Here is a 12,325-nt window from a genome sequence, read left to right as displayed (position 1 = left end):
CCCTGTCTTAGCGCGTTTTGAATTGCGCTGAAATTCGGCTCAATTCATGAGCCAGTTCAGTCAGCTCATTGGCTGTGCCTGCCACCTCATTGGACGAATGGCTGTTCTGCTCGGATAGGGTTGCAATATGTTCTACCGTGCGAGCAACTTCCTGACTGGCAGTAGAATTTTCCCTTACCGCATCGCTGATGTTTCGTACGATACTGACCACTTCTTCTGTAGCTTTCTGGATCGTACTGATTGCTTCAGCACCATGGCTGGCCAGCTGCTCGCCCTGAGTGACCTGCTCTACGTTATGGTCCATGATCGCAACCACAGCCTTGACGTTGCTCTGGATACCCTGGATTTTGCTGGCAATCTCTTGTGTTGATTGCGTCGTACGCTGCGCTAACAATCGCACTTCATCTGCAACCACAGCGAAACCTCGACCCTGTTCACCGGCCCGAGCCGCCTCGATAGCCGCGTTTAGCGCCAGGAGGTTGGTCTGATCAGCAATGGACTGGATCAGTCCTACGATTGAGCGAATCTCATCCGACTGCTGCCCAAGCTCAGCCACTTTACCGGCCGAGTCCCTTACACTGACAGACAATGTAGCCATACCATTGGCAAGGTCCATAACGGTAGAGCTACCGCTTGCAGCAATCTGGCCAGTCTGGCGAGTTGTTTCTGCTGCAGCAGATGCATTGTTTGAAAGATCCGAGATGCTTGTAGTCATCTGTTCGATTGAGGCAGCAATACTTGATGCGGCATCACTACCACGCCCAGCGCCTTGCGCTACGGTCTCCGAAGCCTTCGCCAACTCTCCTGAAAAGGAGACCAGCCGGTCTGCGCCGCCCTTCAGGCGAGCAATAACCGAGTTAAGCTCACACCGCATAGCTTCCAGATGCCCAAGCAGACTGTCAGGGCGGCTACTGGGGATTGGTTGAGTCAGATCACCTTGAGCGATCAATGCAACGCTACGCGCCGCATCGGCAGGTTCGCCACCTAATGTTCTGAAGACAGATCGAGTGATCCAGGTAATCAATGCCAGGGAAGCCAGAATTCCAATCAGCAGCGTCACGACGACAAGGGTACGAACCCGGCTAACCGTGTTAGTCGCAAGCTCTTGATCCTTTTTCAAGGATGCAGCCTGATAGTCACTCATCGTGTTATAGGCGTCCTGATACGCCTTCACCTTATCGCCCAGCTCCCTATCTACCGTAGCCATCAGCGTGGTACGGTCAGCGCCTTTGGACTTCTGAACGAACGCCGCTAACGAATCCAGATAAATCTTTCGCTTTTCCCGCATGGTTTGTAGCAAGGCAATCCCTTCAGGATCCTTGACGCTGGCCTCGAACTCTTTGAGATAAACGTCGTTCAGCTGAACCGTTCGCGCACGCTCAGCGTCCAGAGCACGAATATCTTCTGGATCATCAAGGAATAAACTCTTGATAGCGCGCTCGCGGTTCAAGTTAAGAATACCGGGAATTACGAGGGAGAGCTGGACCTTACGAGCAGCCGATGCCATTTCCTCGGTACGATCCTGCAGAGTCCCAAGACTCCAATAAGCCAGAAGTCCTAATGACAGAATCATTAAGAACATACCGCCAAATGCTGCCCACAATTGATGCTTGAGTTTCATAGGTTTCACAACTGATAGTGGGACTGGCTATGTAGCCAAGCCATTTTATTGGATAAGCCCCACTACTCGAACCCAGTGAGACTGACATGTCTATCACTGAGTTTTTCGACTCAACCTTGGGAAACTTGATGAAAACCCGAACAACCCTGTTTCCGATTTTTACTGTAAATGCGGTAGAAATGACCCATACAGTGTCTATCGCTGGGCTTCCAAAGAAATCGTGCAGTAAGTTTCAAAAACCCGCTAATGTAACTGAACATTTCTAGGCAATAAAAATTAAGCCGGGCTTAAATCAAGAACAATCAAACCAAACAGTTGAGCAACTCACTAAGGCACCTATTAACATCGACTAATCCAATAATAGGTTGCTAAACAATTGCGCTGCATTTGAGTAATAAAAGGAAAATTCAGGCAATACCCTTGATAATGCACATGGGCGCTCCTGTATACGGCTCGTCCATGACGTGGGCCGATACGCCAAACACTTGCTGGATCAACGTCGGGCTCATGATTTCACGGGGCGATCCAACCGCCTGCAATACTCCCTGCTTCATCACAGCCAAGTGATCAGCATAGCGACAGGCCTGGTTCAGGTCGTGCAGGACGGTAATTACGGTCTTGCCCTCTCCTGCAAGCGACTGCATCAATTCGAGCAGCTCGACCTGATGGCAGATATCCAGATAGGTTGTGGGTTCGTCCAGCAGAACCACGGATGCATCCTGCGCCAGTACCATGGCCAGCCAGGCGCGCTGACGCTGGCCACCGGAAAGGTCCGCCAGCAGCCGACCACGCAGTTCGCCAAGCCCCATGCGTTCAAGCGCTGCTTCCACATGGGGTTTGTCCATCTGGCGCAGACGTCCCCAAAGGCCGTTATGCGGGCTACGGCCGTAGCCCACCAGCTGTTCGACCGTCACCCCCTCCGGCACAGGCAACACTTGCGGCAGAAAGGCAACCTGCCGAGCGATCTCCTTCGCAGACAGAGAGGCATACGCCCTGCCGCCCAACCTTATTTCGCCCTGCGTGGGTGCTAGCACTCGGGCAAAGGCCTTGAGCAAGGTCGACTTGCCACAGCCGTTGGGGCCGATCATGGCTGTCACCTGGCCGGCAGGCGCCTTGAAGTGAAGCGTGTCGACAATGGCCTTGCTGCCATATCCCAGTGTCAATGCAACTGCTTCGAGCATGGAGTCACCCCTTGAGCCGCGTGAGCAGCCACAGAAAATACGGCGCGCCAATGATGGCCGTGAGAATACCGGCTGGAATTTCAACCGGTGGGATCAGTCCTCGCCCCAAGGTATCGGCCAGTACCAGCAGAATGGCGCCTACAATGGCGCTTGCTGGCAGTAGCCACTGATGACGGCCACCGATCAGGCGGCGCGCAAGATGCGGTGCGACCAGACCGATAAAGCTGACCGGTCCAATGATCGCCACGCCCAGACTCGTCAGGATCACGGCCAGTACCAGCACGGTGAGTCGTGCTGGGCCCAGGCGAACCCCCAGTCCCGAAGCGGCTTCATCGCCCAACCCGATCAGATTGAGAGGTTTGGCCAGCATAAGCGCCAAAGGCAGCCCTGCCAGCAGCGGTACGGCCAGTCCAACATGGTGCCAGGTGCGGCTCCACAGGCTACCGGTCAGGGCCAGCAGGGCGGTATTGATGTTAAGAGGGTGAGACAGGATCAGAAACTCGATTACGCTGCCAAGGGTGAGTGAAATCGCCACACCCGATAACGCAAAACGTACCCCGGAAAAGGATCGCCCGGCACTGTAGAGTGCCAGGGCACCTGCGCCAAGCGCACCCCCCAGGCAGGCTACCCCGGGTAGCCAGACAAGCGAAAGCGCAGGGAAATAAATCAGCGCGATGGTCAATGCCAGCCCTGCACCCTGGGTTACCCCCAGAATCTCGGGTGAAGCGAGCGGGTTGCGAATCACGCCCTGCACCAACGCGCCTGCCAGGGCAAAGCTTCCTCCGGCCAGCACAGCGATTAATGTTCGTGGCAGACGATGCCGCCAGACAAGAAAGTCCTGCGCGTCATGGGCGATAACGTGCTGGATCGCCTCGACAGGGCTCAACCATTGCGTGCCGATGCACAGACTCGCCAGGCAGACGACGAGCAATACGGCAATAAGCGTGATCAGGCTAGCGGTAGGACGACTCATCGGGAGCGCCTCGCCAGCCATAGGAAAAACGGCGCCCCCACCAGAGCCGTCACTACACCAGCCGGCGTCTCAGCCGGAAACGCCACTACGCGAGCCAGGATATCGGAGGCCAGAACGATGACCGCGCCAAGAGCGGCACTGGCGGGCACCAGCACACGGTAATCGTGCCCCAGCCAGTAGCGGGCCATGTTGGGCGCGACCAGACCGACAAAGCCGATCGGCCCGATAGCACAGACGCTCGCGCCTACCAGCAACAGGCTGACCGCAAAGACCAGCAGCCGCAGCCCGGCAAGCCGAACACCCAGCGAGCGGGCCGCGTCATCGCCCAGGTTGATGAGATTGAGCCGGGGCGCGCAGGCCAGCGCCAGGACGCTGCCGATCAGCACGGCAGGCCACAGCAGTCCAACCTGGCTGTAAGTGACGTTGGCAAAGGAGCCTGCCAGCCAGTTCAGGACATTCTGCGCCTGATCTTCGACCAGAATGATTGTCAGCCGTGTCAATGCCGCACACAGCGCCGCGACAATCACACCGGCCAGTACCAGACGGCCCTGGGTATCCCCCACCGACCACGCCTTGCCCAGGCTGAACACGATCCCCCAGGCAAACGCACCGCCCAGCAAGGTCATGATCATGGCGCCGCCCGGCAATGGCAGCGCCACCAATCCGGTTGAAAAGAGCGCCAGCCCCAGCGCCGCTCCCGCCGTGACACCAAACAGAGAAGGCGATGCCAGCTCATTCCGAGTAATGCCCTGCATGAGCGCGCCCGCCATAGCCAATGCAGCCCCTACCAGGGCGGCCGCCATTGCTCGGGGCACACGCAGCTGCGCAACAACAAAGGCAATCTGCGTACCGCCCTGGCCGCCGGAAAACAGCCCGTGGAAGGCATCCTGCCGGGTAATGACGAAGGGCGAGTAGACCGATAACGACAACCAGAACAGCCCAAGGCCTACCGCACTCATCGCCCCGAAAGCAAAGCACAGCGCCAGGGTACGGTTCACTCCTGGTCCTTGCCGGTCAGGATCTTCAGCGCATCCTCGGCAATCTGCTCGGACGCCATGATGCCGCGGTTGCGTGCCCAGACGTTACCGTCCACATCAGCCACATGCCCGGCCTGTACCGCACCCAGGGCCTGCCACAGCGGCTGTTTGCTCCAGGCATCCACCAGACTCGGGTGGCGATAATGCCCGACCAGCAGCCAGCCGGGGTTAAGCGCCAGGAGCTGCTCGAGGCTTACGAACTCAGTCGGTGCTGCGCCAGCACGCACGCTTGGTACCGTCAGGCCAATGGTCTTGAGCACGCTGCCAGCATACGAGTCAGGACCGTGTACGGAAAAGCTTTCTTCCCGGGCCACACCAAACAGGACCTGGGTGTTGGCAGGAATATTCGCCGCAATGTCCTTGAGGTGCTGGCGATTGGCCGAGATACGATCCTGCATGTCCACGGAACGGTCCAGCGCCTTGCCGATCAATTCGGCTGAGGTAAGACTGCTTTCGTAATTCTCTCCGCGAGACGGTAGCAGCAGCGTAGGGGCAATGCTGGAGAGTTCGTCATAGAGGCCGGCATGACGGCTCTCGTCCGCAATGATGAGGTCCGGCTTCAGCCGGGCAATGACCTCGATATTGGGTTGCGAGCGCAAACCGACAGACGTCCACTCACCAATGGCTTCCCGAGCGCGAGGCAGGACGCGGCTGGCATCACCGTCATCGGCAACGCCCACCGGCGAGACATGAATTGAAGCCAGCGCATCGACAAAGGAAAACTCCAGCGCTACGACACGCTTGGGTGCTTCTGGCAAGGTAAGGGTGTGCTCGCCGTCATTGAGCGTGATCGGATTGGCTTGAACCGCTTGGGCGAAAACAACCGCCAGGGAAAACAGACAGAGAGACAGAAATGAGCGCTTGAACATGAGTGACCTGATAGCCCACGGGGCCATTAACGGTAAGGCGAAAAAAGCGGGCACTATTCCATATTGGCTCCGCGGGATCAAAACTCTTCACCGCAGCAAGTAAGAGTCATTACCATTTTCCAACCTTGCGGTGACGAATGAAACCCTCGCCGTCTTATGCTGCGTACTTTGCATACAGGCTTTGAACTTGCGCGTTGTTTCAAGCCTCCTTGTTTACAGGTACATATTCAAATCGAAGATGAGGTCTGCATGAGCATCGAGTCATTGAACAGTGAAGAGCATGTCCTGGGAGCCGTTCTGGACGGTGACCGCGAACATCCGCTTTTCGAAGCCTATGTGGCCTATTGCGATGAACGCACCGAGGCCATGCTGGCCTGCGTCAGCTTTCGGCAATGGCTGTCGGAACGTACCCATATCGAGCACATTGCGGCTGAGCTGGCGGAGCGTGCCCGTCAGGCTGGTATTCGGGAGTCGGCTCTGGATGAACTGGTTCGCGATGCGTCAGGGGCTAACCAGCCCGATGTCATCAGCATTCGTACGGACGAGGCGCCGGAGGATGAGGAGGGTGAGATGGAATCGCTGGATACGTTAGAAGCCGAAGATGCGCCACATGGGCTGGAAAGCCAGATCATTTTTCTGATGACCCACTTTGGCATCTCAAAGGTGGAAATCGAAAAGGAGCTGGGACTGCCGCTTGAATAAAAAAGCGGCTACGTCGCTCATGAGTCGACGTAGCCGCCAAACCAGGCCTCAACGGCCTTTTGGGGAAATTACTTGACGCTGTCAGTCATGACGCTGGCCTGCGTGGGATTGCTTTTGCTATCCCCTTCCGGCTCGCCGGTGTCATAGAGGGTCACGTCCAGATCCTGGCCCGGTGCCGGACGGCCTTCCAACGGAGGCAGTGCCTTGGCCTTTTCGATATCAACGCCCACACCGTCGGCCAGACGCTGACCGTAATCCGGATCGCAATGCCAGAAGTGCCAGATCATCCGCAGCTGAATGTTTTCTGGGCACTGCTTCAGATCGCCTGTGATGTTGTTGATCAGGTCCTCACGCTCCCAGTCCTCGAAGGTGCGATAGCGGTCACCGGCCTGCTTGTAATCCGCCGCGGTCTTGGTGGTCTGATAACGTCCCAGATGCCCTTCGACCCACTGGTGGTAGTCCTTCTTGGGCTTGGGTGCTTCACGCAGACCGCCCTGGGTGCTGGGCTCGTAGTTCACATGGGGGTTTTCCCCGCCATTATCCACGTTGTGGGCCATGAAGCCGTCGCGCTGGTTGGTGGCTACCGTTGTTTTTGCCGCATTGATCGGGAGTTGCAGGTAGTTGGCGCCTACGCGATAACGCTGGGTATCGGAATACGACAGCGTCCGACCCTGCAGCATCTTGTCGTCGGAGAAGTCGATACCGTCTACCAGCACGCCAGTACCAAAGGCAGACTGCTCGGTCTCGGCAAAGACATTGGACGGATTGCGATTCAGGACGATTCGGCCTACCGGCAGCAGCGGAAACTTGTCTTCCGGCCAGCGCTTGGTGTCGTCCAGTGGGTCGAAATCCAGGTTCAGGTGCTCATCCTCGGACATGATCTGGACGCACATTTCCCACTCAGGGAATTCACCGCGCTCAATGGCGTCGTACAGGTCGCGGGTGGCATGCCCCACGTCATTTTTCTGGATTTCAGCAGCCTGCTCGCTAGTCAGGTTCTTCACACCCTGCTTGGGTTCGAAGGAGAACTTGCACAGTACCGCTTCACCCTTGTCATTCACCAGCTTGTAGGTGTTTACGCTGGAACCCTGCATGTTGCGGTAGGTAGCCGGACGGCCCCAGGGGCTCTTGACCCAGGTCACCATGTGTAGCGCTTCAGGATGATGCTGCACAAAATCATAGAAGCGCCAGGGCTCCTGACGATTGCTGACAGGGTCCGGCTTGAACGCGTGGATCATGTCCGGAAACTTGATCGCATCACGGATAAAGAAGACCTTGAGGTTGTTACCGACCAGGTCCCAGTTACCGTCTTCGGTATAGAACTTGATGGCGAACCCACGGGGGTCCTGGGCTGTTTCCGGTGACTCCTTACCACCGATCACAGTGGAGAAGCGCAGGAAGATAGGCGTTTGAACGCCGGTCTTGGTAAGTACCTTGGCTCGGGTGTATTTGCTGGCAGGCTCGTCGCCGATCTTGCCATAGGGTTCGAAATAACCATGCGCCGCCGTACCACGGGCATGTACGACGCGCTCCGGGATGCGTTCGCGGTCGAAATGGGTAATCTTTTCAATGAATTGGTAATTTTCCAGCGTAGCCGGACCACGCTCGCCTACACTGCGCAGGCTCTGGTTGTTACTGACAGGGTGCCCCTGACGGGTTGTGAGTGTTTTCTGTTCGTCAGCCATAGCGATTTCCAAGCCTAAATTCACGGTTGTTGGAATTATTTAGGTCTGGAAAGCTACGGGGAGTTCGGCCAAGCGAAGCGCCATTAGGCGGACATAGCATGACAATCAGGTTTCAGGCAGCATGGCAAAATGCCAATGAGAGCGGTCTGGCAAACCGTCCCGCCACAAGCGCGTGAACACTTGGAGCCCTTGCCTAGCCTGCCTTCGGGCATGGTTTGAGCACTTGGGAACAGGTGTTATTCGAAGTTGGCTTTCACCTTTATTCAAGTGTCCTTATTGATAACGTTAAAGCCCTCCATTAGTTCTTCTCATCGATTGAATGTATCGCTTTGTAAAGAAGAGGTAAGGTCGGCCGTTACCTATAGATGCCTGTAGAGTGACTCGCTAGCATTCCGGGCACCGCCTTTCTGTTTTCGCCCGAGTATCTATGGACTGCCAGCCTTTTCCTGCATCGCCCGTTGCCGATGAGCCCAGCCGCTGGACGGCCAGGGTATTACTGGTCGATGACGACGCCCCCATGCGCGAGCTGATCGGTGATTATCTGGCGCGCTTCAATCTCTATGTCGATGCCGTGGCCAGTGGCGCCGAGATGCGGCAGAAGCTGGGCGCCAACAGCTACGACATCATCATTCTGGATCTGATGTTGCCTGGTGAAGATGGATTGTCTCTGTGCCGGTGGCTGCGTCAGGACAGCAGTATTCCCATCCTGATGCTGACGGCCCAGTCGGAGCCCATGGACCGGATCATTGGCCTTGAGCTAGGTGCCGATGACTACATGGCCAAACCCTTCGAACCACGGGAGCTGGTCGCCCGTCTTCAATCCGTACTGCGTAGAACTCAGGATACGCGAGGCGTACGCCGGAATGTTGCACGCACGCATATCCGCTTCGATGGTTGGAAGCTCGATGGGGTGCGGCACCAGCTGCACTCACCGGACGGCATGGTCGTTCCGTTATCCAACGCCGAGGTGCGAATGCTCTGGGTGTTTATCGATCACCCGCGTCAGGTGCTCAGCCGCGACAAGCTACTGGATGCCACCCGTGGACGCGCCATCGAGGCGTTCGACCGGAGTATCGACCTGCAAGTCTCACGGTTAAGGCAAAAGCTGGGAGACGACCCCCGCTCACCAACGCTTATCAAGACGGTGCGCGGCGAAGGCTACCTGTTCGACGCCCAGAAAATCGGAAACTGACCCGTGCGCCGTCTGGACACCTTATTTGCGCGTCTGTTCGGCGTACTGGTCATTGCCATCGTACTGGGCCACCTGCTGGCCTTCGCCTGGTTCCATTATATGGGAAGGCAGCCCGGCCCATCCCTGCTGCCGCCAAGCGCTGAGTCTCGTCTACCACCACCCGCGATCACAGCATTCAGTGGTCCTCACCCTCCGCCGCCTTTTGCCGCCAAGCCATCGCTCCCGCCTCCTGCCGGACCGCCAGGCTCGGTATTGAGTCAGCTTGGCTGGATTTTGGGCGGACCGTTCCCCTTCCAGCTAGGCACTCTGCTGGTTGCTGCCTGGATCAGCGCCCGTCTACTGACCCGTCCTATCAGCCGTCTCACCGCGGCAGCGCAGGACCTGAGCGATAACCTAGACAGCCCTCCCATACCGGAAACGGGCCCTCACGAAACCCGTGAAGCGGCACGGGTGATGAACCAGATGCGCGAACGCATTGTGGCGCAGATCCAGCAACGCGGACGGATGCTGGCGGCGGTTTCCCATGATCTGCGTACACCACTGGCCCGCGTGAAGCTTAGGCTGGAAGACATCGACGATCCTCAACTGCGCAGCCGTGTAACGCAGGATGTGGACGACATGATTAACCTGCTCAACGCAACACTGGAGTACCTGCGCGAGCAACGCAGTGAAGAGCCCTGGGTGCTGTTCGATATTCAGGCTCTGGCTGAATCACTGACGGAAAACGCTCTGGATGACGGAGCCGATGTATCGCTGAGTGGCCAGTGTAAGCCTGTTCGGGCCCAGGCCATGGCCCTGCGCTCATGCCTGACCAACCTGCTCGATAATGCACTGCGCTACGGAGGTAGCGCCGAAATCGTATTGAAGGAACATCCTGACTCCATAGAAATACAGGTGCGCGATCACGGTCCCGGCATTTCTGCCCAATACCGCGAGGCAGTATTCGAGCCGTTTTTCCGCCTGGAAGGCTCCCGTAACCGTAACTCCGGCGGCGTGGGGCTGGGCCTTGCCATTGCGCGGGAGTCCATTCAAAACCAAGGCGGCACGTTGCGCCTGGAAGAAACCCCAGGCGGTGGACTGACCGCCCTTATCATGCTGCCGATACGCTCAGCATGATGCCTTCAACCGCTGTGTATCTCGCCAGATACAAAGTCACGATACCCACGACATACTCATGCGCGAAGCTTGAACCTGAGAACTCCCCTTAGCCCTTTCTCAGCCAGGTAGCCCGTCATGATCAGTGGAATAGGTAGCAGTCATTCCAGCTATTTCAGCAGTTACACTGCTAACAAGAACAGCACCACCGTACCCGCCAGCACCACGAGTGATGATGAAAACCCACTCAAGAATCTGTTCAAGGCCCTGGATGCCGACGGTGATGGTTCGATCAGCCAGAGCGAGCTGACCGCAGCCGCCTCCAGCAGCGGAGAGAGTGACGACAGCACGGCAATTGATGTCGACCAGCTGCTCAGCCTGATGAATCAGGACAGCAGCGATAGCATCAGCCAACGTGAATTTGCCAGTGCATTCGCACCACCACCGCCTCCCCTGCCGGTAGCTGATGCAGACAGCGACGATCTGGCCGACGAGCTGATCGTCAGCCTGGATGCTGATGCCAGCGGTACACTCAGTACCCTCGAACTGGCCGCTCTGGACGACACTAACAGCACGTCGCTGATGTCCACACTGGACGAAGACGAGAACGGAGAAGTCAGTCAGGATGAATTGAGCCGTGCATTGCAGGCCTCGATGATGGCGCAGACGGACAATGACGATAGCAGCGCGTCTGGTACGGTCAGTGCAGCCAGCACCTCATCAACAGCCGCCAATGATGCCGTTAACCTGCTGGCGCAAGCGGTGATCCGCAAGTACCAGAGCGTTAGCAACTATTTATTGGATGCGTCCAAGGCGTCCCGGATCAGCGTATCGGTCTGAGTGGACACGAGGCCATTCTCCGAATGGCCTTTCTCTACGGGATCACTATCCGTTCACAGGCTTGCCAATCAGGTATTCCGTCAGCGTTCGGGCGCAAGCATCCATGCCGTCATGCAGGACCACCTCATAGCCATGAGTATTTTCAGTTGGGATGGCGATACACCCTGCCTTACCTTTCGAGCCGGAACTGAGTATGGCACTGGCATCGGAAGCAAAATCCGGCATGAGCGCTGGTTGCGGATTGAGTCCGCAACGCTCGGCAGCCTGCAACAGATCGTCCGTTACGGATTTCGAGTAAAACCCTTTTTCATCACCGGTCAGCACAATCGGGTCGGCGCTAAGCTGCGTATCGTATTCCTCGGCGATAGGCCCTACCTCGACGGCAATGACAATTTCACCGGGCAGCGTTCGGGCTGCATATTGAGCACCGCCATTGGTTTCCTCCTCCTTGGTCGTAAAGACAAACACGGCATCGCGCTTGAGGAGGGAACGGCGCGCAGCCGTCAACGCAGCGGTCTTGAGCGTCGCCACGATAGGCGCACGATCATCCAGAAAATGGGCTGCGATAGCGTCATTAACATTGAAGGGCTGGCGCCAATGCTGACTCAGCACAACTCGTGTACCAGCCCGTATGCCTGCTTCGCCCAGTTCATCCTTCGAGCGCCGGGTAAGCACATGCACATCCTTCCACTGCACATTGCCGCTGAGCACATCGGCTCCTTGAGGCGATTCGGGCGTGGCGTGCATGGTTCCGAATGACAGTACACCTGGCAGCAGGGCGTGCTCACCCATGATATCCACCGGGCACATGCCAAAGTTCACCGGAAAGGCTCCACCCAGTGCGACGACGCTCAACGTACCGTCAGGGTTGACGCGTTTGACGACCATGGCGATTTCATCCTGGTGCGCCATGATCACGACGCTGCGCTGTGCAGCCTCTTCCCGGGAAATCTCCTCGGTGACCCGCACGACTCCGATCACGTTATCGGCCGCGTCGACCCATACCTCATCACAGCTGCGCTTGAGCTCACGCAGGCAGATGCGCCTGACTTCATCCTCCTGCCCGCCCGGGCCTCGGGCCAGAAGCAGCTCTTCCAGCAGTTTCAGATCCTCGGTGTTCGCCATGCCTT

11 protein-coding genes and 1 pseudogene are annotated in these 12,325 nt (G+C 57.4%); 4 read left to right on the top strand and 8 right to left on the bottom strand.

Annotated elements, in window-relative coordinates; genetic code table 11:
- Positions 1-7: 7 nt before the first annotated feature.
- From EAW52_RS26750 to EAW52_RS04835, 6 genes and pseudogenes are all read right to left on the bottom strand, one after another.
- Entirely contained in the window at positions 8-598 is a 591-nt protein-coding gene (locus EAW52_RS26750) for a methyl-accepting chemotaxis protein (protein WP_372238903.1), read from the bottom strand.
- A gap of 522 nt (positions 599-1,120) precedes the next feature.
- Positions 1,121-1,621 (bottom strand): annotated as a pseudogene (locus EAW52_RS26745) (MCP four helix bundle domain-containing protein); the annotation flags it as partial.
- A 407-nt stretch (positions 1,622-2,028) separates the two neighbouring features.
- The gene (fecE, locus tag EAW52_RS04850; RefSeq protein ID WP_122041614.1) at positions 2,029-2,802 is read right to left on the bottom strand and encodes a Fe(3+) dicitrate ABC transporter ATP-binding protein FecE; all 774 of its coding nucleotides are present in this window, start codon (positions 2,800-2,802) and stop codon (positions 2,029-2,031) included.
- Between the two features lie 4 nt (positions 2,803-2,806).
- A complete protein-coding gene (locus EAW52_RS04845; RefSeq protein WP_122041613.1) occupies positions 2,807-3,775 on the bottom strand; it encodes an iron chelate uptake ABC transporter family permease subunit in 969 nt (322 codons plus the stop codon).
- Positions 3,772-4,734: an iron-dicitrate ABC transporter permease FecC gene (gene fecC / locus EAW52_RS04840; RefSeq protein WP_122044723.1), complete on the bottom strand. Its 963-nt coding sequence runs from the start codon at positions 4,732-4,734 to the stop codon at positions 3,772-3,774. The genes EAW52_RS04845 and fecC overlap by 4 nt, the downstream gene beginning before the upstream one ends.
- A 35-nt stretch (positions 4,735-4,769) precedes the next feature.
- Complete coding sequence (locus EAW52_RS04835) at positions 4,770-5,681, bottom strand: Fe(3+) dicitrate ABC transporter substrate-binding protein (protein ID WP_122041612.1); 912 nt, start codon at positions 5,679-5,681, stop codon at positions 4,770-4,772.
- A gap of 249 nt (positions 5,682-5,930) precedes the next feature.
- Between EAW52_RS04835 and EAW52_RS04830 the strand changes: the two genes are divergently transcribed.
- The gene (locus EAW52_RS04830) at positions 5,931-6,383 is read left to right on the top strand and encodes a hypothetical protein (RefSeq protein ID WP_162997587.1); all 453 of its coding nucleotides are present in this window, start codon (positions 5,931-5,933) and stop codon (positions 6,381-6,383) included.
- A gap of 68 nt (positions 6,384-6,451) precedes the next feature.
- Here EAW52_RS04830 and EAW52_RS04825 read toward each other — a convergent pair whose 3' ends face one another.
- Positions 6,452-8,068, bottom strand: a complete 1,617-nt coding sequence (locus EAW52_RS04825; protein WP_122041610.1) for a catalase — start codon at positions 8,066-8,068, stop codon at positions 6,452-6,454.
- Between the two features lie 427 nt (positions 8,069-8,495).
- Here EAW52_RS04825 and EAW52_RS04820 point away from each other — a divergent pair, with 427 nt between their 5' ends.
- The 3 genes from EAW52_RS04820 to xopAW all read left to right on the top strand — a co-directional run bounded on the left by EAW52_RS04820 (position 8,496) and on the right by xopAW (position 11,195).
- Positions 8,496-9,260, top strand: a complete 765-nt coding sequence (locus EAW52_RS04820) for a response regulator (RefSeq protein WP_122041609.1) — start codon at positions 8,496-8,498, stop codon at positions 9,258-9,260.
- A 3-nt stretch (positions 9,261-9,263) separates the two neighbouring features.
- The gene (locus EAW52_RS04815) at positions 9,264-10,376 is read left to right on the top strand and encodes a cell wall metabolism sensor histidine kinase WalK (protein ID WP_122041608.1); all 1,113 of its coding nucleotides are present in this window, start codon (positions 9,264-9,266) and stop codon (positions 10,374-10,376) included.
- 117 nt (positions 10,377-10,493) lie between these two features.
- On the top strand, positions 10,494-11,195 hold the full coding sequence (gene xopAW / locus EAW52_RS04810; protein WP_122041607.1) for an EF-hand domain-containing protein: 702 nt from the start codon (positions 10,494-10,496) through the stop codon (positions 11,193-11,195).
- A gap of 45 nt (positions 11,196-11,240) precedes the next feature.
- Here the strand turns inward: xopAW and EAW52_RS04805 are convergent, their stop codons facing one another.
- Positions 11,241-12,320 carry a M42 family peptidase gene (locus tag EAW52_RS04805; RefSeq protein WP_122041606.1) on the bottom strand — a complete coding sequence of 360 codons (1,080 nt, stop codon included), beginning with the start codon at positions 12,318-12,320 and terminating at the stop codon, positions 11,241-11,243.
- Positions 12,321-12,325 lie beyond the last annotated feature (5 nt).

Origin of the sequence: Pseudomonas sp. LTJR-52, from assembly GCF_003691465.1 — a bacterium.
In the GTDB taxonomy this organism is placed as follows: Bacteria; Pseudomonadota; Gammaproteobacteria; order Pseudomonadales; family Pseudomonadaceae; genus Chryseomonas; species Chryseomonas luteola.
The sequence above is the reverse complement of the archived record's forward strand: the minus strand, read 5'-3'. Positions and strand labels throughout refer to the sequence as shown.